At 61.9% G+C, this 22,483-nt stretch carries 25 protein-coding genes; 10 read left to right on the forward strand and 15 right to left on the reverse strand.

Annotated features, from left to right (window positions below; all coding sequences use genetic code 11):
• Positions 1-100 precede the first annotated feature (100 nt).
• Both hrpB and grxD read left to right on the forward strand, forming a co-directional pair.
• Entirely contained in the window at positions 101-2,518 is a 2,418-nt protein-coding gene (gene hrpB / locus N645_RS0100530; RefSeq protein ID WP_024459554.1) for an ATP-dependent helicase HrpB, read from the forward strand.
• Positions 2,519-2,642: 124 nt separating this feature from the next.
• Positions 2,643-2,966 carry a Grx4 family monothiol glutaredoxin gene (gene grxD / locus N645_RS0100535; RefSeq protein ID WP_024459555.1) on the forward strand — a complete coding sequence of 108 codons (324 nt, stop codon included), beginning with the start codon at positions 2,643-2,645 and terminating at the stop codon, positions 2,964-2,966.
• A 69-nt stretch (positions 2,967-3,035) separates the two neighbouring features.
• Here grxD and N645_RS0100540 read toward each other — a convergent pair whose 3' ends face one another.
• Complete coding sequence (locus N645_RS0100540) at positions 3,036-3,362, reverse strand: hypothetical protein (protein ID WP_024459556.1); 327 nt, start codon at positions 3,360-3,362, stop codon at positions 3,036-3,038.
• A 168-nt stretch (positions 3,363-3,530) separates the two neighbouring features.
• Here N645_RS0100540 and corA point away from each other — a divergent pair, with 168 nt between their 5' ends.
• The 3 genes from corA (at position 3,531) to N645_RS0100555 (ending at position 6,248) form a co-directional block, all read left to right on the forward strand.
• On the forward strand, positions 3,531-4,484 hold the full coding sequence (corA, locus tag N645_RS0100545; protein ID WP_024459557.1) for a magnesium/cobalt transporter CorA: 954 nt from the start codon (positions 3,531-3,533) through the stop codon (positions 4,482-4,484).
• Between the two features lie 338 nt (positions 4,485-4,822).
• Positions 4,823-5,473: an HAD family phosphatase gene (locus N645_RS0100550; protein WP_024459558.1), complete on the forward strand. Its 651-nt coding sequence runs from the start codon at positions 4,823-4,825 to the stop codon at positions 5,471-5,473.
• 52 nt (positions 5,474-5,525) lie between these two features.
• Positions 5,526-6,248 (forward strand): SDR family NAD(P)-dependent oxidoreductase, encoded by a 723-nt coding sequence (locus N645_RS0100555; RefSeq protein ID WP_024459559.1) that lies wholly within the window; start codon positions 5,526-5,528, stop codon positions 6,246-6,248.
• A 22-nt stretch (positions 6,249-6,270) separates the two neighbouring features.
• On the opposite strand, the gene yjgA is transcribed toward N645_RS0100555, so the two are convergent.
• The 13 genes from yjgA to N645_RS0100620 all read right to left on the reverse strand — a co-directional run bounded on the left by yjgA (position 6,271) and on the right by N645_RS0100620 (position 16,576).
• Positions 6,271-6,804 carry a ribosome biogenesis factor YjgA gene (yjgA, locus tag N645_RS0100560; protein WP_024459560.1) on the reverse strand — a complete coding sequence of 178 codons (534 nt, stop codon included), beginning with the start codon at positions 6,802-6,804 and terminating at the stop codon, positions 6,271-6,273.
• Between the two features lie 30 nt (positions 6,805-6,834).
• Positions 6,835-8,208 (reverse strand): hypothetical protein, encoded by a 1,374-nt coding sequence (locus N645_RS16410; protein ID WP_024459561.1) that lies wholly within the window; start codon positions 8,206-8,208, stop codon positions 6,835-6,837.
• Positions 8,209-8,253: 45 nt separating this feature from the next.
• Positions 8,254-8,529, reverse strand: coding sequence for an HPr family phosphocarrier protein (locus tag N645_RS0100570; protein ID WP_024459562.1), 276 nt, complete (start codon positions 8,527-8,529; stop codon positions 8,254-8,256).
• Positions 8,530-8,533: 4 nt separating this feature from the next.
• On the reverse strand, positions 8,534-9,406 hold the full coding sequence (rapZ, locus tag N645_RS0100575; protein ID WP_024459563.1) for an RNase adapter RapZ: 873 nt from the start codon (positions 9,404-9,406) through the stop codon (positions 8,534-8,536).
• A gap of 56 nt (positions 9,407-9,462) precedes the next feature.
• A complete protein-coding gene (gene ptsN / locus N645_RS0100580; protein ID WP_024459564.1) occupies positions 9,463-9,924 on the reverse strand; it encodes a PTS IIA-like nitrogen regulatory protein PtsN in 462 nt (153 codons plus the stop codon).
• A 4-nt stretch (positions 9,925-9,928) separates the two neighbouring features.
• Positions 9,929-10,219, reverse strand: a complete 291-nt coding sequence (gene hpf, locus N645_RS0100585) for a ribosome hibernation-promoting factor, HPF/YfiA family (RefSeq protein WP_024459565.1) — start codon at positions 10,217-10,219, stop codon at positions 9,929-9,931.
• Between the two features lie 165 nt (positions 10,220-10,384).
• Positions 10,385-11,899 carry an RNA polymerase factor sigma-54 gene (locus N645_RS0100590; RefSeq protein WP_024459566.1) on the reverse strand — a complete coding sequence of 505 codons (1,515 nt, stop codon included), beginning with the start codon at positions 11,897-11,899 and terminating at the stop codon, positions 10,385-10,387.
• A gap of 201 nt (positions 11,900-12,100) precedes the next feature.
• Entirely contained in the window at positions 12,101-12,826 is a 726-nt protein-coding gene (gene lptB / locus N645_RS0100595) for an LPS export ABC transporter ATP-binding protein (RefSeq protein ID WP_024459567.1), read from the reverse strand.
• A 3-nt stretch (positions 12,827-12,829) separates the two neighbouring features.
• Positions 12,830-13,378: a lipopolysaccharide transport periplasmic protein LptA gene (gene lptA, locus N645_RS0100600; protein WP_024459568.1), complete on the reverse strand. Its 549-nt coding sequence runs from the start codon at positions 13,376-13,378 to the stop codon at positions 12,830-12,832.
• A complete protein-coding gene (gene lptC, locus N645_RS0100605; RefSeq protein ID WP_024459569.1) occupies positions 13,356-13,940 on the reverse strand; it encodes an LPS export ABC transporter periplasmic protein LptC in 585 nt (194 codons plus the stop codon). The genes lptA and lptC overlap by 23 nt, the downstream gene beginning before the upstream one ends.
• A 1-nt stretch (position 13,941) precedes the next feature.
• Complete coding sequence (locus N645_RS0100610) at positions 13,942-14,505, reverse strand: HAD family hydrolase (RefSeq protein ID WP_024459570.1); 564 nt, start codon at positions 14,503-14,505, stop codon at positions 13,942-13,944.
• A 40-nt stretch (positions 14,506-14,545) separates the two neighbouring features.
• Positions 14,546-15,517: a KpsF/GutQ family sugar-phosphate isomerase gene (locus N645_RS0100615; protein ID WP_024459571.1), complete on the reverse strand. Its 972-nt coding sequence runs from the start codon at positions 15,515-15,517 to the stop codon at positions 14,546-14,548.
• 72 nt (positions 15,518-15,589) lie between these two features.
• Positions 15,590-16,576 carry a calcium/sodium antiporter gene (locus N645_RS0100620; protein WP_024459572.1) on the reverse strand — a complete coding sequence of 329 codons (987 nt, stop codon included), beginning with the start codon at positions 16,574-16,576 and terminating at the stop codon, positions 15,590-15,592.
• 188 nt (positions 16,577-16,764) lie between these two features.
• Here N645_RS0100620 and N645_RS0100625 point away from each other — a divergent pair, with 188 nt between their 5' ends.
• The 5 genes from N645_RS0100625 (at position 16,765) to hisD (ending at position 21,269) form a co-directional block, all read left to right on the forward strand.
• A complete protein-coding gene (locus N645_RS0100625; protein WP_024459573.1) occupies positions 16,765-17,406 on the forward strand; it encodes a phospholipid-binding protein MlaC in 642 nt (213 codons plus the stop codon).
• Between the two features lie 247 nt (positions 17,407-17,653).
• Positions 17,654-17,893, forward strand: a complete 240-nt coding sequence (locus N645_RS0100630; protein WP_024459574.1) for a BolA family protein — start codon at positions 17,654-17,656, stop codon at positions 17,891-17,893.
• 39 nt (positions 17,894-17,932) lie between these two features.
• Positions 17,933-19,195, forward strand: a complete 1,263-nt coding sequence (murA, locus tag N645_RS0100635; RefSeq protein ID WP_024459575.1) for a UDP-N-acetylglucosamine 1-carboxyvinyltransferase — start codon at positions 17,933-17,935, stop codon at positions 19,193-19,195.
• 76 nt (positions 19,196-19,271) lie between these two features.
• Positions 19,272-19,916, forward strand: a complete 645-nt coding sequence (gene hisG / locus N645_RS0100640) for an ATP phosphoribosyltransferase (protein ID WP_024459576.1) — start codon at positions 19,272-19,274, stop codon at positions 19,914-19,916.
• 39 nt (positions 19,917-19,955) lie between these two features.
• Complete coding sequence (gene hisD / locus N645_RS0100645) at positions 19,956-21,269, forward strand: histidinol dehydrogenase (RefSeq protein ID WP_024459577.1); 1,314 nt, start codon at positions 19,956-19,958, stop codon at positions 21,267-21,269.
• A gap of 87 nt (positions 21,270-21,356) precedes the next feature.
• Here the strand turns inward: hisD and N645_RS0100650 are convergent, their stop codons facing one another.
• Entirely contained in the window at positions 21,357-22,475 is a 1,119-nt protein-coding gene (locus N645_RS0100650) for a trypsin-like peptidase domain-containing protein (RefSeq protein WP_036159680.1), read from the reverse strand.
• Positions 22,476-22,483: the final 8 nt, after the last annotated feature.

The following is a 22,483-nucleotide window of genomic DNA, read 5'->3' on the forward strand; positions in this document are numbered from 1 at the left end:
TCGGAGCGCAAAGCGCGCATCCGCCGTAAATACCCCCAAAATCCGCGCAGACAGGTAAATTAATGCCCCACTCTTCGACGCTACTAAACCGTAAAAACCAATGAAATCAACCTCTCTCCCAAACCTCCCCCTAAGCGACTACCACGCCGATTTCATCAACGCGCTCGGCCGAGGCCCGCTCCTGCTGGAAGCCGAGCCGGGTGCGGGGAAATCGACCCTGGCGCCGCTTTGGGCGCTGGAGGCGGCACCGGACGGGCAGCAGGTCTGGTTGGTGCAGCCGCGCATTCTGGCGGCGCGGGGCGTGGCGCGGCGGCTGGCTTCGCTGTATGGGGAGTCGGTGGGCCAGACGGTGGGTTATCAGGTGCCGTTTGACCGGCAGGTGTCCGAGTCGACCCGGCTGGTGGTGATGACGCCGGGGATTGCCCTGCAGCGTCTGCTGGCCGACCCGGAGTTGGCCGGGGTGGCGACGGTGATGCTGGATGAGGTGCACGAGCGGGCGCTGGATCAGGATACGGCCTGGGCCTGGCTGCAGGAAGTGGCGGTGCTGCGGGAGGATCTTGCGCTGGTGTTGATGTCGGCCACGCCCGATCCGGCGCTGCAACAGCAGGTGGCCCAGCGGCTGTCGGCCCCGGGGCGATGTTTCCCGGTATCGGTGCAGTATCTTGCGCCCCGGCGGGATACCCGCGGGGCCGCGGAGCGTCTGGATGAGCAGTTGCTACGGGCCCTGTCCGAAGTGGCCGATTGGCGGGCGCAGACCGTGTTGGTGTTTTTGCCGGGCTGGCGGGCGATTGAAGACTGCGCCTCGGCGCTCGCGCGCCGGGAGCCGTCTGTCCGGCTGGCTCGCCTGCACAGTCGGGTACCGGACCAGGAGCAGCAGGCGGCGTTGGATCCGGCCAGTGGCCCGCGGGTGATTCTCGCCACCAATATCGCCGAAACCTCGCTGACCATCGCCGATGTCACCCTGGTGATTGACTCCGGGCAGGTACGCCGTTCGGTGTTTGAGCAGGGCACCGGCGTGAGCCGTCTGCAGACCCGGCGGATCAGTCAGGCCAGTGCTGAGCAGCGTCGCGGCCGGGCGGGGCGGGTGCAGGCAGGGCACTGTATCCGGCTCTGGTCCCAGGAGGAGGCGTTGGCGCCGGCGGAGCCGCCGGAGGTGCGCTCCACCGACTATGTGCCTCTGGCTCTGCGCTTGGCGCACTGGGGTTCCCCCGTGGAGGAGTTGCCCTGGCTGGAGGCGCCCAACGGGCTGGCGTTGGAGCGGGCGCGCCAACAGTTGCAGGCTTGGCGGTTACTGGATGAAGCGGGCCGGGTGACCGACGCCGGACGGCAGGTGGCGGCGCTGGGGACCCATCCGCGCCTGGCCCGTTTTCTGCAAACGGCTCTTTATGAAAAGACGCTTGAGAGCGGGGCGCAGAAGACTTTGCCGGAAGGCGCTTTGCTGCTGGCGCTGGCCCTGCACTTTGACGCCCTGGAAACGTCGGATCAGTGGCAGGCGGCGGCCCGGAGCCAGCGCGCCGGTCAGCGCACCTGGCAGCGTCAGGCGCAGCGCTGGCTCAAGGCGTTGAGCGCCGTGGAAAGTCGGGCCGAGCTGGACCCGGCCTGCCTCGCCGATGCCTTTCGGGACCGGATCGGTCATCGTCAGGATTCGGGCCGGTACCGGCTCAACAGCGGCATCAGCATCGCGCCGAATCGGCCCCTGGACAGCGAGTGGGCGGTATTTGCCGATGTGCAGGCCCGGGGCAAAGGGCACAGCGGCGTCGGCTGGCCGTTGACGTTGAACGCCGAGCAGCGGCGCGCCCTCAGTCAGTGTGAATCCCGTCTGAGCCATCGCGGCAAGGGCTGGATGATGCACACCACCTGGCGGATGGGGGGCTCGGTGACCGCCGAGGATCGGCACCCGGTCAGCGGCGAGGCGCTGGCCGAGGCACTGGTGGCGGATCTGCGTGAGCGCGGGCTCAGTGCCTACCCCTGGTCCGAGGCGGCCACAGGCCTGTACCGACGGGCCCGGCTGGCCAGTGAGTCGGGGGTGCTGGACCTTCCGACGCTGGATGAGTCGGCGTTGTTATCGACGCTCGATCAATGGTTTGCCCCCTTCGTGACCGATAGCCTTCACCCCGACCGGTTGCCCTGGCGCGAGGCGCTGGCGTTTTATCTCGGGCACGATGCCGTACAGGCGCTGGACCAGTTGCTTCCGCTGCAAGTGACGCTGCCCAGCGGCCGCTCGGTGTCGGTGGACTACCCGGAAAACGGGACGCCGACAGTGAGCAGCAAACTGCAGGAATTTTTCGGTTGTGACCGGTTTGAACTCGCCGACGGGCGGGTGCCACTGCGGCTGCACCTGGCCTCGCCCAACGGCAGCCCGCTGGCGATTACCGCGGATCTGGGGTCATTCTGGCAGGGCGCCTATGGGGAGGTGCGCAAACAGATGCGGGGCCGCTATCCCAAACACCCCTGGCCGGAAGACCCGGCCAGCCATCCGCCTACCCGGCTGACCAAGAAGCGACTGGGCGCCTCCTGACTGGTTTCCGCGCGCCGGCTGCGTTAGAATGCGAATACTTGACTCGCCTGCTAGGTCTTTCCCGGGCGAGGGTAAACCACGAATTTTGTTCACCTTATTGGCACAAGAGAGGTCAGGCAGTCCTATGGACGAAGTACAGGCAACCATCAAGCAGCAGATCGAAGAAAACCCGGTGATTCTCTACATGAAGGGCTCGCCCAACGCACCTCAGTGCGGTTTTTCCCAGCGCACCTCCCAGGCGGTGATGGCCTGCGGTCAGCGGTTTGCCTACGTCGATGTGCTGGCCAACCCCGAAATCCGCTCCGGTCTGCCCCTGTACGGCAACTGGCCGACCTTCCCGCAGCTGTGGGTCAAGGGTGAATTGATCGGCGGCTGTGATATCGTGATGGAAATGTCCGAAAGTGGTGAGCTCAAGCCGCTGCTGGAAGGCGCTGCCGCCAAAGAGTAACTCTGGCACGCCCTGCATTCCGGCGGTCAGTCAGACCGCCGGAGTCCCCCCGCTCAACGTCTGTAAGCCTCAGAACCAGGCGAGATAAACCAGCAGAATGCCCAGCAGAGCCAGCCCGCTGAGCGCAATCAACGCCACACCGAGCTTCTGGTAAAAGCGATCCCGCTTATGCTGTTGCCGGGTTTGTTTCCCGATGTCGTGAACCTGCCACACCAGCTCCCGGGAACGCTCCAGCTTGGCCCGGGTCTCCATCAACACCTGAATATCCCGGTCGATCACCGCAACCGCACCGGCATCACCTTCGACCCGTTGACGAGCGGCCCGCAAATTGGCGAGCTGTTGCTCCAAGCGCAGCATTTTGTCATCGATATTGGCGGAGACTTCATTAATTTTCATGGGGCACGGATCTTTAGGGTTTTATAGGTCACAAACCACCACCATAGCAGATTCGGGCCATGGGCGTCTGTTGTATACTGTGCATAACACAGCGTTCAGATCACTGTGCTATTGTGGGTGGCAAACGGCGGGTGACCCACCCGAAGGACGAGACGAGGAGAACGATCCATGCTGAGAATGTTTAATATCCGGGGCGCGACCCTGCGCGACCAACCCGTGGATGAAAACAACCTCAAAACCGCACTGGATGATGCGGTCTGGATCGACGCTCACGAACCCTCCGAAGAAGAACGCGAACTGCTCAACACCTTCCTGCGGGCCGAACTGCCCGAATCCGACGACGTGGAAGAAATCGAATTCTCCGCCCGCTACTTCCAGGACGCCGCCGGCCTGCACGTCCACTCCCTGTTCCTGTCTCCGGGAGAAGGCCGCCACAGCACTGTCACCGTCGCCTTCATCCTTCAGGACAAACGCCTCATCACTCTGCGCGACGGCGACCTCGCGGACTTCCGCCTGCTGCGCATGCGCGCTCGGCGCGGTCAGGTCCAGGCCAGCTCGCCCCAGGACCTGATGATCACCATGTTCGAGCAGAAAGTCGAAAACCTCGCCGACGTCCTCGAAGACATCCATCGCAAACTTGAAGACGTCAGCCACATGGTCCTGGAAGACGACGACGCCGAACTCGAAGAAGCCATCGACCGGCTCGCCAAACTCGAAGACAGCAACGGCAAAATCCGCCTCTGTCTGATGGACACCCAGCGGTCCATCTCCTTCCTGCAGCGCCACCTGCGAGAGCACTTCGAACTGCAGGAAACCGCCCGGGAAATCAAACGAGACGTGGACACACTGATGTCCCACACCGCCTTCCTGTTCGACAAAATCAACTTCCTGATGGACTCCACCCAGGGCTTCATCAACATCGAACAGAGCCAGATCATCAAAACCTTCTCCATCGCCGCCGTGGTCTTCCTGCCCCCGACCGTGGTCGCCAGCGTGTACGGCATGAACTTTGAGATGATGCCCGAGCTCGACTGGCAATTCGGCTACGTCTGGGCCCTGGTCATCATGGTGCTGTCGGGCATCGCACCCTATTGGTATTTCAAGCACAAGGATTGGTTGTAATTTTTTAGCAGTGGGTGCAGGCGGTGTGGGGTGCAGGCTTCCCAGACACGCCGTAAACCCATCCATGGGGGCTCGGATCGCGGGTCCCCCGCTCTACGGTCTGGGAAGCCTGCACCCCACACCGCGGAAAGCACGGCAGTACAAACTCGCTACAATGTGCAGAGGGCCGGCATGAGGAGTTCCTTTTCAAGACCGTCAGCGGAGGGACTCCGCGCGTCGAGCCCCCATGGACGGGTTTACGGCGTGTCTTGAAAAGGAACTCCTCATGACGGACCGGTCGTGACGCACGCAGGTTTGGTTAAACGTATTTTTACTGAAAGAGAACCGAGGAAATCATTTTGTTTGAAGCAGTACTATTCGATTGTGACGGCGTTCTGGTCGACTCCGAAGTTCTGTCCACCCGCGCCTTGCATCGCTCGATTCAAAGCCTGGGCATGAACTACACCGAAGCCCAGGTTCATCAGGAATTCACCGGCCACAGCTGGCCCGACTGCGTCAAAATGGTCGAACAACGCCTCGGCAAACCCATCCCCGACATGCAACGCTTCCTCGACCAGAATCGCGAACACTCCGAGCAACTCATGCGCACCCAGCTCGAAACCATGCCCGGTATCAAAGACGCCCTCGAACGGCTCGAACACCCTTTCGCCGTCGTCACCAACTCGCGCACCTTCGAACTGCAACTCAAGCTTAAAGTCACCGGCCTCGAAGACTTCTTCCCGGTCGAGCGACGCATCGACTGCCAGAAATTCGATGTTGCCAAACCCGATCCCGCCATCTACCGGAAAGCGGCTGAACACCTCGGCGTCGACATCACCCGCTGCCTCGTCATCGAAGACAGCGTGCCCGGTCTGACGGCCGCCACTGGCGCCGGTGCCACCGTCTGGGCCTATCGTCCTCACGCCAACGAGCAGCAACTCAAAGACTTCGGGGTCGATCGGGTATTCCACGACTGGTTCGAATTCTCGGTTCCCCACGCCCAAGCCTGATCCCGGCGAGGCTCCCGGTCGTACTTCAGAGGGAGACGACCGAGGAGTCCCCATGAAACCCTATGCCCTAGTGTTCGGCGCCAACAGCGCCATCGCCCAAGCCCTGATGCCACACCTGCTGAGCGAATATCAGGTGCTTGCCGTCAGCCGACAGGCACCTGCCCAACTGCCCGAAGGGGTTCAGCACTTTACCTGTGACTACAGTGAAGCCGCGCTGGCGGAGCTGGCTGAACAGATCAAAGAAAACGGTGGGCCGGTGACCGCACTGTTCTGTGCGGTGGGGGTGTTGCATGGCACGGCGGAGGGGGAGCACCGCTACCCGGAAAAGAAACTGGCCGAACTCAACAGCGCTCAGCTGACCGAGTATTTCGCGGTCAACAGTATCGTGCCCGCGCTGATCATGAAGTATTTCATTCCGCTGATGCCCCGCTCGGAGCCGAGCAAGGCGGTCATGTTGAGCGCCAAAATTGCCGGCATCAGCGACAACCGGTTGGGCGGCTGGTACGGTTATCGTGCCTCCAAGGCGGCGCTCAACATGCTGGTGAAAACCGCCTCGGTGGAGTTGGCCCGGTCGCACCGCAAGCTGAGTTTGATCGCGTTGCACCCCGGTACCACCGATACGCCCCTGTCCAAACCCTTCACCCGCTCTCTGGGGCCTGACAAACTGTTCAGCCCCGAGCTGACCGCCGAGCGGTTGTGGACGGTGATTCAGGCGTTGACGCCCGAGGACACCGGGCGCTTTGTACACTGGGACGGTAGCGATCTGCCCTGGTAGGAGCGGGCGCTGAACGGCGGGCTCAGCCGTTCAGCGCGGCCTCGGACAGCGTGTCCCGAATTTCCTTGAACAGTTTGCGGGCGCTGCTCGGTGCCTTGTTCTGGCTGGCTTCTTTCTGCGCCTGGCGTAGCAGTTGGCGCAGGTGTTGGATATCCACGCCGGGGTGTTGATCGATGAATTCCTGCAGCGCGTCCGGCTCGGTCAGTAAGCGGTCGCGCCACTGCTCGGCCTGGTGATGAATCTGAATGCTGGCCCGGCTCTGGTGGTTGAACTGATCCAGTGCCGCCTGGATGCCGTCCTGATCCGCGTCGCGCATCAACCGGCCGATAAACTGTAGTTGCCGGCGCCGCGCCTCGCGGTGCCGGATGCGACGCATTTCGACCACCGCGGCCTCGAGCTTGGGCTCGAGGGGCATACGGGCCAGTTGCTCGTCGTTGAGCTCGACGAGTTGTTTACCCAGCTCCTGCAGCGCGTGCATTTCTCTCTTGCGCTGGGTTTTACTGACGAAGTCATCATCCTGTTCGCTGTCGTCATCGAAAAATTTTCGGTCGGTCATAACATCAAAGCCTGTACTGAGCGATGTGCTCTAGTGAAAAGAAGAATGCGGATGGCCGGGGCCATGTCGCTGGTCCTGTACCGGAAGAGGTTCGCGCCACTGGCCGTCGCGCTCGGTATGCAGGCCCATGGCACTTGGGCTCAGGTTGGCGCACCAACCCAGGTTGTTGGTCATCGGTTCGGATTCCGGCAGCGACGCCAGATAGGGCTCGGTGTCACTGTGGTCCAGCAACAGGGGCAGGATCAGCGCCAGGCGGGGCCGAATCTGTTCGTTGCCAGCCCGGCCGCGTTCGCCCCAGCGGACAATGTAATCATCGCAGAAAACCTCGTCGCCCTCGGGCCGGTCGGTAAAGGCCACCTCGCGCGTGATGCCAAAATAGTGTTGCATCATCGCCTCCTCGAACAGCATGGCGGTATCTTCAAAAAACAGTTCCCGCTCCCCACTGCTGACGTAGGCGTAAGCATCCGTGGCGATATCGCCTGCGAACTCCAGGCCGACCTCCTGGGGTGTCAGTTGTTTCTCCGCCTCGGTAGCATCCCGGCCCTGAAAGCTCACTTCGGCCAGGTCCATCATCAGTGTCGAGCTGAGTGGATAAGTGCTCGCGAGGGTGGCCGACACGCTGTCGGATTCGAGCTGAATGGCCGCCTCGGCCACGGTCCACTCACTGTTGAGATTGGCGTGCTCGGCGGGGGGAATGTAATCGTTGGCGTGTGCCAGTTCGTGAAACAGCAGTGCCGACATGGGCGCGAGAATCTGTTTAAGGGTCCGGTCGTCACCGGGGCCGCTCAGGGGGGCGCTGCTCCAGGCGTAGTCGCCGCCTTTGACAAAGCGGGCCAGGCTTTCGAAGTTCAGCTCCCGATCAAAACCGCTGCGGAAGTCCGGTTCCCGGGAGATGGTATCGCGCTCCTCAATGGTCAGCCAGAGATAGGCGGGGTCAAGGTATATGGACCCGGTGGCCAGCCAGTAATAGGAGGGGCGAATATCGGCGCCGATCACCACCGCAGTCACGCCGCTGAACAGTTGCAGCAGATCGTCCGGCAGTGCGGTCAGGGCCTGCTCAAAGCGGTTGGCCATCCAGTCGTGACTGACCAGGGTGCGGTCGAGTACATCATCGACGGTGACCTGATCGTGCTCCTGGCCCAGCAGGGGTAGCTGCCCGAGGCGGCAGGCGTCGAACTCATTGTCGCCACCGCGATTGAACGGGCGCGCGCAATCGGCCAGGACGGAGGCGTACTCGCTGCCGGCCCGCGCCGGGCTGAGGGTGAGGTCGCCTGTCGGTGTGCCATCAATGGGTGCGCGCAGGTCAAGACGGCCACCGCCGGCGCTGTCGCTGCCGCAAGCTGACAGCAGGGTGGCGGTGAGGGCCATCAGTGCGATGGTGAGGGTCTGGCTGAAATGTTTCATGGTCCTTGCTCTCCGTTTCATACGCTCAGTCATGGGGTTTCTGAGCTACTCGCCTTCGTCAAATCGGTCATTGATCAGGGCGCATAGGGCGTCCAATGCGTTATCTGCGTCGTGGCCGTCGGCCTCCAGCTCCAGGTCGGTGCCGCAGGCCGCCGCCAGAAGCATCAGGGACATGACGCTTTTGCCGTCAACCCAGGTGTCGCTGCCGTCACACCGGACACGCACGTCACAATCAAACTGTCCGGCGGTCGTGGCCAGCTTGGCGGCGGCCCGGGCATGCAGGCCTTTTTGATTGATCAGCGTGATGGTGGATGACGGCATGGGGTCAGTGTCTGTCCGCAGTGTTGAGTTCCCGGTGACGAACCAGAACGTTATCGTATTGTTGGGCAAAATGCTTCTGCAGCCGTTCGGCCAGGTAGACCGAGCGGTGCTGCCCGCCGGTGCAACCGATGGCGATGGTGATATAGCTGCGGCTGTTGGCCTGGTAGTGGGGCAGCCAGCGGGTCAGGTAGTCCTCGATATCCTGGTACATGGCCTGCACTTTTTCTTCGCCCTCCAGAAAGGCCACCACCTCGGCGTCCTGTCCGGTCAACGGACGCAGGTTGGGTTTCCAGTGGGGGTTGGGCAGGCAGCGGGCATCGAACACCAGGTCGGCATTCACCGGAACGCCGTGTTTGAAACCGAAGGACTCGAACTGGATGGCCATGGTGGTCTCCTGGGAGCCCACCACCCGGTCTTTGACCAGGTCGCGCAGTTCGTGCAGGTTGAGATGGCTGGTGTCCAGTACCTGGTCTGCGGTGTCCCGGATCGGCTCCAGCAGGTGTTGCTCCTCGCGAATCGATTCCTGCAGGTTGGTATCCCGATCACTCAATGGGTGCTTGCGGCGCGTTTCGCTGAAGCGCTGCATGAGCACGGGAACACCCGTGTCCAGAAAGAGAACGTAAATCGGGATATGGGCATCTTTCAGGGTTTTGATCATGTCCGGAAAGATGTTCAGGTCCTGCCAGGCGTTGCGTACATCGATACCGATGGCAAAGTTCTGGTCGTCGCTGTCCCGGTGAATCTGGATTTGCGCGACCAGTGCGGGCAACAGGCTCACCGGCAGGTTGTCGATGCAGTTATAGCCGACGTCTTCGAGTACGTGCAACGCCGTACTTTTTCCGGAGCCGGAGAGGCCACTGACAATGATCAAGTGCATGGGGCAGATTGTCCTGGTAATCGGTGCGGATGGCGATCGGGGTTTGGGGCTGCGGTTCAGCTCGCGGCCGGCTCGCCAATGGCCACATCGTAGAGCGACTCATTGCTGTCGGCGGCCCGCAGGCGGGCCCGGAATTCGGCGTCATTGAGCATGCTGGCCAACGAGGCCAGGGTCTGCAGGTGCTCGCTGTGCGCGTTTTCCGGTACCAGCATGGCGAACAGCACATCCACCGGCTCACCGTCGATGGCGTCGAAATCGATGGGTTCTTTGAGCGTAATGAGGGCACCGATGGTGCCCTCACAGTTGCTCACCCGGCAGTGGGGAATGGCGATGCCGTGGCCGATGCCGGTCGACCCCAGACGCTCCCGGCCGATCAGACGCCGAAACAGGTCGTCGGCGTCAATCGCCGGTACGTCCTCGGCAATGGTGTTGGCCAGAATTTCCAGCGCCCGCTTTTTGCTGACGCCCTCAATGCCGCATAGCGTGCGGCCCGGAGTGATGATGGTTTTGATATCCATAGGTTCAACGATGGCTTCGTAGCTTCTCTTTATGTTTGATGAGTTGCCGGTCCAGTTTGTCAGTCAACTGGTCAATAGCGGCGTACATATCCTGATCGACGGCGTCGGCGAACAGGTCTTTCCCGCTGACGTGAACGCGTGCCTCGGCCTTCTGTTCCAGCTTTTCCACCGACAGTATGACGTCGGTGCTGGTGATTTTGTCGTGGTGGTGGGTCAGGCGTTCTAGCTTGTTGGAGACATAGTCTTTCAACGCGTCAGTCAGATCCAGATGGTGGCCGCTGATATTGATTTGCATAGCAACATCCTCTTTGGCGTGGCGATCACGTGATGGTTACGGACCCGCAACCGACTGCTTCAACCTCCGGGTCGACAGCCGGGCCCACCCTGCAAATGCTGGCGTCTGATCTCCTGCCGCCTAGCATAGCAGTGCCAGCCACGCGGCGTCACCTTCCCCGGGGCCTCAGGCCGGACCCAGGGTTTTTCGTTCGTTCGATGGGGGAATGCCCAGCGACTCCCGGTATTTGGCAATGGTGCGCCGGGCTACCTTGATGCCCTGTTCAGCCAACAGCGCGGTAATCTTACTGTCACTCATTGGCTTTTGGGGTGACTCGGAGGCCACCAGCTTCTTAATGATAGCCCGGATTGCGGTGGAAGAGCACTCGCCGCCGGATTCTGTGCTGACATGGCTCGAGAAAAAGTATTTGAGCTCGAAGATACCCTGGGGGGTGTGCATGTATTTCTGTGTGGTCACCCGGGAAATGGTCGATTCATGCATATCCACCAGTTCGGCGATGTCGTGCAGGACCAGAGGGCGCATGGCTTCGGCACCGTGATCCAGAAAACCGCGTTGCTTCTCAACGATGCAGGTGGCCACTTTGAGCAGGGTTTCGTTGCGGCTTTGCAGGCTTTTCAGAAACCAGCGGGCCTCCTGCAGGTTGTCCTTGAGAAAGGTGTTGTCGGTGCTGGAATCCGCCCGCTTTACCATGGAGGCATAGCCAGGGTTGATCCGCAGACGCGGTGCTATGTCGGGGTTGAGCTCGACCATCCAACGGCCTTCGCGCTTCTCGACAAAGACGTCCGGTACCACATACTCCACCTCACCACTGGCGATCTGGTCACCGGGGCGCGGATTGAGGCTCTGGATCAGGACGATGGCGTCGCGTAACTCGTGCTCTTTCAGCCGGGTGCGACGCATCAACTGACGGTAGTCCCGACTGGCCAGTTGGGGCAGGTACTGGCGGACAATGGTCTTGGCAGCGTCCAACAGCGGTGTATCCGCTGGCAACTGCTGCAATTGGACGAGCAGACATTCGGACAGGTTCTGGCTGGCGACGCCGCAGGGGTCAAACTGCTGAACCCGGTGCTGGACCGCGACAATTTCGTCGTACTCGAGCTCTTCCCAGTCGTTCTGCAGACCCTCGAAAATTTCGTCCAGTGAGATGGAGAGCATGCCGCTGGGTTCGACGGCGTCGATCAGCGTCATGGCAATGATCCGGTCCCGGTCGGACATGGGGGTCAGGTTCAGTTGCCACATCAGGTGATCATAGAGCGAATCGGTGGTGCCCCGCCGGCTGTCATAGTCGCTGTTTTCATCGCCCTCGTAGGAGCCAGAGGTGGCGGGAGTGGACTGGTAGACATCGTCCCAACTGGTGTCGACGGGCAGGTCGTTGGGGATTTCATCGTTCCAGTCACTGTCGGTCTGGCCGAGATCGGCGCCATCACTGTCCGCACTGGGTTGGCTCTCGCCGTCCCGGGTGTCTTTGCCGTTGCGGGCGTCGGATTCCCGGTCGTCGTTACTTTTTTCCTCGGGGCTGTCATGAATCTCCTCCACCTCCAGCATGGGGTTGGAGTCGAGCGCTTCCTGGATTTCCTGCTGCAGGTCCAGGGTGGACAGTTGCAACAGGCGAATCGCCTGCTGCAACTGAGGTGTCATGGTCAGCTGTTGGCCGAGTTTGAGCTGTAGGGATTGTTTCATGGGTATGCTGCTGGGACCCCGGTCGAAACGAAATGTGACGAATTACCCAGAGTTTAGTCAGACGGAAGGCCACTGGCAACAAGGATAAGCAATCTTTGTGCCCAAAGCGCAAGAAACAGGGTTTGTCAAGAGCTGAGCGGGCCGGTTAAGCCCGCCGCATTAGCGGTGTCCGGCCTCGTGCGCTAGAGGTGCCCCATGGCGCTAGAGGTGAAAGTGCTCGCCCAAGTACACTTCCCGAACCCGCTCATTGGCCAGCACATCGGCGGCGGTACCCTCGGCGATAATGTGGCCTTCACTGACAATGTAGGCTTTTTCGCAGATATCCAGTGTCTCCCGCACGTTGTGATCGGTGATTAACACGCCGATGCCGCGCTCTTTCAGGTGCCGGACGATCTGTTTGATGTCTGAAACGGAGATCGGATCCACGCCGGCGAAAGGCTCATCCAGCAGAATGAACTGGGGCTCGGTGGCCAGGGCTCTGGCAATTTCCACCCGGCGGCGTTCGCCCCCGGACAGCGACATACCCAGGCTGTCCTTGATGTGGGTGATGTGGAACTCTCGCAGCAGGGCGTCGAGCTTGGCCAGGCGCTGTTTGCGGTTCAGCTCCTTGCGGGTTTCCAGGATCGCCATGATGTTGTCGGAGACCGTGAGTTTGCGGAACACCGAGGCTTCCTGGGGCAGATAGCCGATGCCGGCGCGCGCCCGCCCGTGAATGGGCAGGTGGGTGATGTCCTGCTGGTCGATCAGTACCCGGCCGTTGTCGGCGCCAACCAGGCCCGCGATCATGTAAAAGCAGGTGGTTTTGCCCGCCCCGTTGGGACCGAGCAGCCCCACGATCTGTCCGGTAGATACCGACAGGGAGACATCGAGCACCACTTTGCGGGTTTTGTAACTTTTGGCCAGGTTCAGGGCGTGCAAGCTGGGCATGAGTCAGTCCTGTTCAGCGCGGTCGCTTTGCGGTGGCAATACCATTTCGATACGCGGGCTATCGGATTCCGTATCGCCCTCGGCCTTGAGGATTTCACTGGCCATGTCGTAGTCGATCCGGTTGCCGCTCATGGTGGCGTTGCCCTGCACGATCCGGGCGTTGGTCTGCAGCTCCAGGCGCTCGCTGGCCACGTCGTAGCGGATGGTGTTGGCCTGGGCGGCAACGGGCTGGTCGTCCACATCGGGTTGCTGCTCAAAGTGGGCCGGTGTGCCTTCGGCCACCACCCGCTCCACTTGCCGGTTGGCGTCGGTGTGCACCACCAGGCTTTCGGCGCGAATGTTCAGGCTGCCCTGGCGCAGGCGCACATCGCCTTCATACCGCATGATGCCTTTCTGCCCGTCTCGCTCGGCGCGGTCGGATTCGATGTAAATCGGCTGTTGCTGGTCGTCTGGCAGGGCGGCGGCGCCGGGGGCCAGCAGGGCACCCAGTAATGTGAACAGCGCGAGGTGGCGCGCTCGCCGGACGATGTCAGTTCCCTTGGGGTGGTTCATAGGTGCCGCGCACCTCCGATAGTAATTCAATTTGATCTTCGGCCAGGTCGGCGCGCATACCAACGGCGTCGTGTCGGCCCTGAGGGGAGCGCATGGTAACAGCTTTGTCGGTCTGCGCGAATTGCCGGTTGGGCTCCACCTGGAGTTCGGGGGTGGTGATTTCCATCGCGCCATTGGCGCTCTGCTGCCAGGCCCGGACCTCGCCGGTGAACACCAGAGTCTCGCCCGTCGCGTCGCTGCGGCCGAGCCGGGCGGTCAGTTGCCAGGGCGGGGTATCCTCGCCGAACACGGTCACATCGGGTGCCTGAATCAGCGAGTAGTCCCTGGGGCTCGAGCGATTGGGCAGGTGCTGGAAGTGATCGGCCCGCTCGCTCAGCATCCGGTATTGCAGCTGGCCTTCCGGGTCATAGCGCCGGGTTTCGGAAGCCACCATGAACGCCTGGGGAAAGCGCGTTTGCGCCTCAGGGGGCGCGCGCAGCAGGTCTTCCGGTGAGTAGTCCCACACCGCCACCAGGGCGATCAGCAGAAACAGGCCAATCCAGGTCAGTGGGTGTTTCCACATATCAGCGCGCCTCCTGGTCGGGGGCGAGGTAGTCGGCCAATAGCCGCTCGTAGTCGCCCCGGGCTTTCAGCAGTGCATCGCAGGCGGCCCGGACTGCACCCTGGCCGCCCCGGAGCTCGCTCTGCCAGTGGGACCGCTCGGCGACCGCCGGGTGGGCATTGGCCACGGTCAGGGCCAGGCCGACCCGGGTCATGATGGTGAGGTCCGGCCAGTCATCGCCCATGAACGCAATCTGGCTCAGGGATACGGGGTGTTGTTCGCGCCATTCGCTCAGGGCGTCCCATTTGTCCTCGCGTCCCTGAATGACCAGGTCCAGACCCAGGCTGCGTGCGCGTCGGGCCACGAGGTCGGTTTTGCGGCCGCTGATGATGCCCACCTCTATGCCGCTGCGCCGCAGCAGTTTGATGCCGAGGCCGTCCAGGGTGCAGAACGCTTTGAGTTCGTCGCCGGTTTCGGTGAAGTAGAGGTTGCCGTCGGTGAGCACGCCGTCCACGTCCAGCAACAGCAGTGAAATGGCCTGAGCGCGTTGCGCAAAATCTTTGTGTGGGGCCTTCGGGTCGGTCATTGGAAGCGGTACGCAGGTTTTGAGGTTTGGAGTTCAGGCATCAGATGATGCCCGCGCGAAGAATATCGTGCATATGTACGACCCCCTGGGGCCGTCTTTGTTCGTCGAGAACAATCAGGGCGGTAATTTTTTTGTCTTCCATGATTTTCAGCGCCTCGGCCGCCAGCGTGTGGGCGTCGATGGTTTTGGGGTTGGCGTTCATCAGTTGGCCGATTTCGGCATCCTTGAGGTTGGCGCCCCGGTCGATGCTGCGGCGCAGGTCGCCGTCGGTGTAAATGCCCAGCAGTTGGTCATGCTCATCCACAATGGTGGTCATGCCGAAGCCCTTGCGGGTCATCTCCAGCAATGCCTGGGACAGACTGGTGTGAACGCTCACCCGTGGGATGGCCGCGCCGCGGTGCATGATGTCTTCGGCGCGCAACAGCAGCTTGCGCCCAAGCGTGCCTCCGGGGTGGGAGAAGGCGAAGTCCTCGGCGGTAAAACCGCGGGCCTCCAGCAGGGCAATGGCCAGGGCATCGCCAATGACCAGGGTCGCGGTGGTACTTGCCGTCGGTGCCAGTGCCAGCGGACAGGCCTCGGTGGTGACACTAATGTCCAGGTCGACGGCCGCTTCTTCGGCCAGCGGCGAGCGGGGGTTGCCGGTCATGCTGATGATGGGCACCCCGAGTCGCTTGAGCAGCGGAAGCAGGGTGATGATTTCATCGGAGTTGCCGGAGTAGGAAATGGCGATGACGGCGTCTTCCCGGGTGATCATGCCCAGGTCGCCGTGGCTCGCCTCACCGGGGTGGACAAAGAAGGCGGGGGTGCCGGTGCTGGCCAGCGTGGCCGCAATTTTTTTGGCAATGTGCCCGGATTTGCCCATGCCGGTAACGATCACCCGTCCGGAGACCCCAAGCATCAGCTCGCAGGCCCGGGTAAAACGGGCATCGATTCGCTCGCGCAAGGCCGCCACGGCCTGCTGTTCAATATCGATGGTGCGCTGTCCGGAGTGGATAAAGTCGAAGTCAGTCATGGACGGTGCAAATACTCGGCATGGTAAAGCGGCTCATTATACGGCCTTGGACCGGGGATGACGAATGCCGGACTACAGAGTGTTGAACAGCCAAACGTAATAACCGATATAGGCCGCCAGTAGCACCACAGCAATGAGCCGACCCAAGTGCCCGCGAGCCTCCCCCGGACCCGTATGAGCGTTGCGGCGCAGGCGGTAATCCACACCGATGGCGATCGCCAGGGCGAAGGTCATCGCGGCCATGGCCAGATAGTCCCGATAGAACACCTGCCGGTCCATGACCGGCTCCTGAATCAGGCCCGGCAAGGCCATGACCGCAAGCAGGTTGAACAGGTTGGAGCCGATGATATTGCCCAGCGCCATGTCCTGGTGGCCTTTCAGGGCGCTGCCGACCGACGCGGCCAGCTCGGGCAGGCTGGTGCCCACGGCGATGACGGTCAGCCCCACCACCAGCGGCGAGACGCCAGCAGCCAGGGCCAGGTTCTGTGCGCCCCAGACCAGAAGTTCGGCGCTGATCACCAGGGCAATCAACCCGATCAGAAACCAGAGGGTTGCCGCCATACCGGTGTAATCCGGTATCTCGTCGTCCACCTCTTCCGTGTGGGCGCGACGGGTCAAGGCCAGAGCCCCTAACGTGATGGTCAGCGCCGCCACCAACAGAACGCCCTCGGGGCGTGTCAGTTGGCCGTCATAGAGGGTATAACCGGCCAGCAGGGTGACGACCAGTAACGCGGGGAGCTCCCGGGTCAGCAGGTGATGCTGGATGGGCAGGGCGACCAATAAGGCCGTGATGGCCAGCACCAGTCCCATGTTGGCCAGGTTGGATCCGAGCGCATTGCCTACGGCCAGTTCTCCCGCCTCGCGCAGCGAGGCGCTTATCGAGACCATGATTTCGGGCGCGGAGGTGCCAAAGGCGACAATGGTCAGACCGATGACGAGTTTCGATACGCCCAGGCGGCGGGCGAGGGCGGCGCTGCCCTCGACAAAGCGATCAGCGCTCCAGACCAGACCGACGAAACCGGCCAGCAGAGCCATAATGGACCAACTCCAGGGTGTCATTGATCAATCTCGTGGTTTGTGGCGTAGAAGTGTGAGAGGGAACACTAACATTCTTTTACGGTCAGAGCGTAGGTAGCGAGGCCGAGTCAATGTTATGATATAGCCTTTATGGCGCAGCCCGGCGTAGCCCCGGGCTCCCGGGCTGGAAGGCCCATTATCCGGAAGCTGGAATCTGTAAGGAACCCCCTATGACCCAACCAAACATTGCAAGTATCACCTTCCGCTCGGTCGTCGCCCTGTTGGCCTCTTGGCTCTTGGCGGCAAACGTTTGGGCCGCAGAGACGGTAGATCCCAAGCAGGAAACGCCTCACGAGTTGATTGAGGAAGTGACCGAAGTTCTGTTCGATGTGGTGCAGAAGTACGACGGCGGCAGCGACAACGCGGAGCAGTACTACGACGAAATCCAGGGCATTCTGGAGCCCGTGGTGGATTTCGAGTTTATTGCCAAAGCGGTCATGGGATCGCACCGCTCCGATGCCAGCGATGACCAGGTGGAAACCTTTGTTCAAGTGTTCAAGCGGGGCCTGGTGACCACCTATGCCAAAGGGATTGCCAACTACGTGGATAGCGAAATCAGCATCCGTCCGCCCGCTGATGGTGTGGAAGACGAGCGTCGGGTCAGTGTCGATCAGGAAGTGACGCACGATGGTTCTACCTATCAGCTCTCTTACACCATGGCCAAAAACCGCTCCGGCGAGTGGAAGCTGATCAATCTGGTGCTGGACGGCGTGAACCTTGGCCGCTCGTTCCGCAGCCAGTTCGGTCAGGCCGCTAAAAAGTATGACGGTGACCTGGACAAGGTGATCAACAACTGGCTGGCTGAGATGTAAACGCCACCTTTGCACCTCACTATCATGCCGTCGCCTACTGGGCGGCGGCATTGTTGTTTCTGGGGGTTGGCGGAACGGTTGTTTCTGGGGGCGGCGGACGGCTTTCGGGATGCGGTGAACGACGCATTCAGGTAAGATTCCGCTTTGGCCCATAAACCTCTGGCCCGCAGACCTCTGGCCTGGGCAGTAAACGTCTGGCCCAGGTAGTCAATTACTGGGGCCCAGGTAGTCAATTACTGGATAGTCTATGCAACCCGAACAGATCAAAGCACTGGTAGAAGCCAAAGTTCCCGATAGCACCGTGCAGGTGGGAATTGATGGCAGCCATATCAATCTCGTTGTCGTCAGCCCCGCGTTCGAGGGCATGACGCCGGTCAAGAAACAGCAGCTGGTGTACTCGGCGCTGACCGACAGCATTGCCCAGGGCACCATCCACGCAGTGCACATGAAAACCTTCACGCCGGAACAGTGGCAGCAACAGCAGTAATTGCATCGCGACCGCGCGATGACCGACAAGTGATTTTCTATGGATAAATTGCAAATTCAGAGCGGGCCGCCGCTCAATGGCGAAATTCGGATTTCCGGCTCGAAGAATTCGGCCCTGCCGATTCTGGCGGCGACGCTGTTGGCCGATGGTCCGGTGCATGTGTGCAACATGCCACACCTGAACGACATCACCACCATGCTGGCGTTGCTGCGCTGCATGGGGGTGGGGGTCACCATTGACGAGAAAATGTGCGTCGAGATCGATCCCACCAGCATCAATGATCTCACCGCGCCGTACGAGCTGGTCAAGACCATGCGCGCCTCGATCCTGGTGCTGGGCCCGCTGCTGGCCCGCTTCGGAGAGGCCAACGTGTCGTTTCCCGGAGGGTGCGCCATTGGCAGCCGTCCGGTGGATATTCACCTGCGTGGCCTGGAGGCCATGGGGGCGGAAATTGATGTGGACGAAGGTTATATTCGCGCCCGCAGCAAGGGCCGCCTGAAAGGGGCGCACATCCTGATGGATACGGTGACCGTCGGCGGCACCGAAAACCTGCTGATGGCGGCGGTCTTGGCCGAAGGCACCACGGTGCTGGAAAATGCCGCCCGGGAGCCCGAAGTGGTGGATCTGGCCTATTGTCTGGAAGCCATGGGCGCCCGGATCGAAGGCATTGGCACCCAGACGCTCACGGTTCACGGCGTCGAGCGTCTGCACTCGTGCACCTACAGTGTAATGCCGGACCGGATTGAAACCGGCACTTACCTGGTGGCCGCAGCCGCGACCCGCGGTCGGGTGCGCCTGAAAGACACCCGGGCCGATATTCTCGAGGCGGTGCTGCTCAAGCTGGAAGAGGCCGGAGCGGAAATCACCATCGGGGATACCTGGATAGAGCTGGACATGAAAGGTAAGCGGCCCCGGGGCGTCAGCTTGCGCACGGCGCCCTATCCGGCCTTTCCCACGGACATGCAGGCCCAGTTTACCGCGATGAACGCGGTGGCCGAGGGCGCCAGCTCCGTGACCGAGACCATTTTTGAGAACCGCCTGATTCAGGTGCACGAGCTGAACCGGATGGGGGCGAAGATTACCCTCGAAGGCAACACCGCCCTGATCCAGGGCGTGGACCGGCTCAAGGGCGCCCCCGTGATGGCAACGGACCTGCGGGCCTCGGCCAGTCTGGTGATCGCCGGTCTGGTAGCGGATGGCACCACGTTGGTGGACCGCATTTACCATATCGATCGCGGTTACGAGTGTATTGAAGAAAAACTGCAAATGTTGGGCGCGAACATTCGTCGGGTTCCAAACTGACGGACCGAGTACTGAGGCCGGAACGCCGCGCGTGAGCGGGCGACCGGCCGCGTCCCCTGACCTCCAGATGAGACCCATGACCCAGACATTGACCATTGCCCTGACCAAGGGCCGTATTCTGAAAGAGACTCTGCCGCTGTTGGCTGCGGCCGGTATCGAGCCGGCGGAAGACATCGACAAGAGCCGCAAGCTGGTGTTTGAGACCACCCGGCCCGACGTGCGCCTGCTGGTGTTGCGCGGCGCGGATGTGCCCACCTACGTGCAGTTCGGGGCCGCCGACATGGGGATTTCCGGCAAGGATACCCTGATGGAGAATGGCGCCGAGGGCCTTTATGAGCCGCTGGATCTGGACATTGCCCGGTGTCGTCTGATGACCGCAGCCATCAAGGGTGCGCCGCCGCGCCAGGGCCGTCTGCGGGTGGCCACCAAGTATGTGAATGTGGCCAAGCAATACTATGCCAGTTGCGGTCGGCAGACCGACATCATCAAGCTGTACGGTGCGATGGAGCTGGCGCCGATCATGCACCTGGCGGACGAAATTGTGGATATTGTCGATACCGGCAATACGCTGCTTGCCAACGGGCTGGAGCCCCGGGAGCACATCGCCGATATCAGCTCGCGGCTGATCGTAAACAAGGCGTCCATGAAGATGAAGCACGTACTGATTCAATCCGTGATTGACGCCATTGGTGAGGCCGTTGACGCCAAGCGTCCGGCCTGACGTGTAGACCGGCTCTGGCCGTAATGACGAGATTTTCCCATGACTGACAAGCAACCTCTGATCGCTCGCCTGGATGCCTCCGCTGCGGATTTCAGTGCGCGTCTCGATGCCCTGCTGGCCTGGGACAGTGTGTCCGATGCCGGGGTCGCCGAGGTGGTGGACGAGATTCTTCAGGCCGTCAAAACCCGCGGTGATGCGGCGTTGGTGGAGTACACCAACCGCCTGGATCGTCGTGAGGTCAGCTCGCCGGCGGATCTGATTGTGCCGGAGAGCAAGTTGCACGAAGCGCTCGAGTCACTGCCCGCCGAGCAGCGCCAGGCGCTGGAAGTGGCGGCGGAGCGGATTCGGCGTTACCACGAGCATCAGCGGCAACCGTCCTGGGATTACACCGAGGAGGATGGCACCCGGCTGGGGCAAAAGGTGACACCCATGGCGCGGGTCGGGCTCTATGTGCCCGGTGGCAAGGCTTCTTATCCCTCATCGGTCCTGATGAATGCGATTCCGGCCAAAGTCGCCGGCGTGGCGGAGCTGGTGATGGTCGTGCCGGCACCGGGTGGCGAACTCAATGCCATGGTGCTTGCGGCAGCGGCGGTGGCCGGCGTGGACAAGGTGGTGACGGTGGGTGGTGCTCAGGCGGTGGCGGCCTTGGCATACGGCACAGAGAGCCTGCCGAAAGTGGACAAGATTGTCGGGCCGGGAAACATTTATGTGGCCACCGCCAAGCGCGCCGTGTTCGGAATGGTGGATATTGACATGATCGCCGGTCCCTCGGAGATTCTGGTGATCTGCGATGGCCAGACGGATCCGGACTGGATCGCGATGGATCTGTTCAGCCAGGCGGAGCACGATGAGCAGGCCCAGTCGATACTGGTGAGCCCGGATGCGGCGTTTCTCGATCGGGTAGAGGCGGCCATGGAGCGTCTGTTGCCGACCCTGAGTCGGGAGGCGATTGCCCGGACCTCATTGGCCAATCGCGGTGCGTTCATTCTGGTGGAGGATATGGATCAGGCGTTGGCGGTCAGCAACCGGATTGCACCGGAGCACCTGGAGTTGTCCGTGGCCGACCCGGATGCCCTGTTGCCCAAGGTGGCCCACGCTGGCGCCATTTTCATGGGCCGCTACACGCCCGAGGCGTTGGGCGATTACTGCGCTGGTCCGAACCACGTTCTGCCGACCTCAGGCACGGCGCGGTTTTCCTCACCCCTGGGGGTGTATGATTTCCAGAAGCGCAGCTCCATCATTCACTGTTCAGCTGAAGGTGCCTCGGAGCTGGCCAAAACCGCCTCGGTATTGGCGCGCGGTGAAGCGCTGGAAGCGCATGCTCGCTCGGCGGAGTACCGAATCAAGGTATAGCCGATTCAGCGTCCACAAAAAAGGCCGACACCCGGTATCGGGGTCGGCCTTTTTTTGTGGCGTGAGGGGCTGTCCCGGCCGGGGTGCTCAGGTGCTGGCCGGCAGGGGACGCTCACCGATGACCGTTTCCAGCTCAATCGGCTCGCCGTTGCGCAGAATGCGCAGGGTCACCTCACTGCCCGGGGCGGTGGCGGCGATCTGGTTCATGCCGCGCCGACCGTTGCCAACGGACTCGTCGTCAATGTGGGTCAGAATGTCGCCCGGCGTCAGGCCCGCCTGTTCGGCCGGGCTGCCGCTGTACACGGCGGTGACCACCACGCCCTGGGTCGAGTTCATGGCGAGGGCGCTGGCCTGATCTTGGCTCAGGGGGCGAACCTCCAGGCCGAGCCAGCCGCGCACCACCCGGCCATGCTCGATGATCTCGCGCAGTGCCCGCATGGCGGAGTCCGCCGGGATGGCGAAGCTGACCCCCACGGAGGTGTTGCCCTCGCCGAGAATGGCGGTGTTGATGCCCAGGAGTTGCCCATGGATGTCCACCAGGGCCCCGCCGGAGTTGCCTACGTTCACCGCGGCATCGGTCTGGAGAAAGTTCTCGTACTCGCTGAGGTTAAGGTTGTAGCGGCCGGTGGCGCTCAGAATACCCTGGGTGACGGTCTGGCCCACCCCGAAGGGGTTGCCAATAGCGAGCACAACATCCCCAACCCGTGCCTGGGTAGGCTCGGGAACGTCGATGACGGTGAGGTCCTCCAGGTCAATCTTCAGTACCGCCAGATCGCTCTCTGGGTCTGTGCCGACCAATCGCGCGCGGGTTTCGCGGCCGTCATACAGTAGAACCTGAATCTCGTCGGCGCCGTTGATCACATGCTCATTGGTCAGCAGGTAGCCGCGGGGGTCGACAATGACGCCGGAGCCCAGCGCGGATTGCGCGCGTTGCTGCTGCGGGCGCTCAGGAAAGAAGCGGCGATAAAAAGGATGGTCCGCCAAGGGGTGGCGCTGCTGTTCCTGAATTTTACGGGTGTAAATGCTGACCACCGCAGGGGCAGCCCGATCGACGGCGTCCGCGTAGGACGTGGTGGCCGGGCGCGTCGATTCTGGCGCACCGTTCGGCCCCCGAAGCTCGGGGAACGCGAGCAGCGTCAGTAGTGCAATGAGCAGTCCGGTGGCGACGGGCCAGCCGAGGGACTGAAGCAGACCTCGTGCGCTCATCTACAGTC

The sequence above is a fragment of the Marinimicrobium sp. LS-A18 genome (assembly GCF_000463525.1).
Lineage (GTDB): Bacteria > Pseudomonadota > Gammaproteobacteria > Pseudomonadales > Cellvibrionaceae > Marinimicrobium > Marinimicrobium koreense.

What these genes read in the sequence shown, in the direction of transcription:
- N645_RS0100625 (WP_024459573.1), top strand. Translation starts at nt 16,765, where the DNA reads ATGACCCAACCAAACATTGCAAGTATCACCTTCCGCTCGGTCGTCGCC.
- corA (WP_024459557.1), top strand. Translation starts at nt 3,531, where the DNA reads ATGCTGAGAATGTTTAATATCCGGGGCGCGACCCTGCGCGACCAACCC.
- hisD (WP_024459577.1), top strand. Translation starts at nt 19,956, where the DNA reads ATGACTGACAAGCAACCTCTGATCGCTCGCCTGGATGCCTCCGCTGCG.
- N645_RS16410 (WP_024459561.1), bottom strand. Translation starts at nt 8,208, where the DNA reads ATGAAACATTTCAGCCAGACCCTCACCATCGCACTGATGGCCCTCACC.
- N645_RS0100570 (WP_024459562.1), bottom strand. Translation starts at nt 8,529, where the DNA reads ATGCCGTCATCCACCATCACGCTGATCAATCAAAAAGGCCTGCATGCC.
- hisG (WP_024459576.1), top strand. Translation starts at nt 19,272, where the DNA reads ATGACCCAGACATTGACCATTGCCCTGACCAAGGGCCGTATTCTGAAA.
- yjgA (WP_024459560.1), bottom strand. Translation starts at nt 6,804, where the DNA reads ATGACCGACCGAAAATTTTTCGATGACGACAGCGAACAGGATGATGAC.
- N645_RS0100615 (WP_024459571.1), bottom strand. Translation starts at nt 15,517, where the DNA reads ATGACTGACTTCGACTTTATCCACTCCGGACAGCGCACCATCGATATT.
- ptsN (WP_024459564.1), bottom strand. Translation starts at nt 9,924, where the DNA reads ATGGATATCAAAACCATCATCACTCCGGGCCGCACGCTATGCGGCATT.
- N645_RS0100620 (WP_024459572.1), bottom strand. Translation starts at nt 16,576, where the DNA reads ATGACACCCTGGAGTTGGTCCATTATGGCTCTGCTGGCCGGTTTCGTC.
- lptB (WP_024459567.1), bottom strand. Translation starts at nt 12,826, where the DNA reads ATGCCCAGCTTGCACGCCCTGAACCTGGCCAAAAGTTACAAAACCCGC.
- hrpB (WP_024459554.1), top strand. Translation starts at nt 101, where the DNA reads ATGAAATCAACCTCTCTCCCAAACCTCCCCCTAAGCGACTACCACGCC.
- N645_RS0100540 (WP_024459556.1), bottom strand. Translation starts at nt 3,362, where the DNA reads ATGAAAATTAATGAAGTCTCCGCCAATATCGATGACAAAATGCTGCGC.
- rapZ (WP_024459563.1), bottom strand. Translation starts at nt 9,406, where the DNA reads ATGCACTTGATCATTGTCAGTGGCCTCTCCGGCTCCGGAAAAAGTACG.
- grxD (WP_024459555.1), top strand. Translation starts at nt 2,643, where the DNA reads ATGGACGAAGTACAGGCAACCATCAAGCAGCAGATCGAAGAAAACCCG.
- N645_RS0100650 (WP_036159680.1), bottom strand. Translation starts at nt 22,475, where the DNA reads ATGAGCGCACGAGGTCTGCTTCAGTCCCTCGGCTGGCCCGTCGCCACC.
- lptC (WP_024459569.1), bottom strand. Translation starts at nt 13,940, where the DNA reads ATGTGGAAACACCCACTGACCTGGATTGGCCTGTTTCTGCTGATCGCC.
- N645_RS0100555 (WP_024459559.1), top strand. Translation starts at nt 5,526, where the DNA reads ATGAAACCCTATGCCCTAGTGTTCGGCGCCAACAGCGCCATCGCCCAA.
- lptA (WP_024459568.1), bottom strand. Translation starts at nt 13,378, where the DNA reads ATGAACCACCCCAAGGGAACTGACATCGTCCGGCGAGCGCGCCACCTC.
- N645_RS0100610 (WP_024459570.1), bottom strand. Translation starts at nt 14,505, where the DNA reads ATGACCGACCCGAAGGCCCCACACAAAGATTTTGCGCAACGCGCTCAG.
- murA (WP_024459575.1), top strand. Translation starts at nt 17,933, where the DNA reads ATGGATAAATTGCAAATTCAGAGCGGGCCGCCGCTCAATGGCGAAATT.
- hpf (WP_024459565.1), bottom strand. Translation starts at nt 10,219, where the DNA reads ATGCAAATCAATATCAGCGGCCACCATCTGGATCTGACTGACGCGTTG.
- N645_RS0100630 (WP_024459574.1), top strand. Translation starts at nt 17,654, where the DNA reads ATGCAACCCGAACAGATCAAAGCACTGGTAGAAGCCAAAGTTCCCGAT.
- N645_RS0100590 (WP_024459566.1), bottom strand. Translation starts at nt 11,899, where the DNA reads ATGAAACAATCCCTACAGCTCAAACTCGGCCAACAGCTGACCATGACA.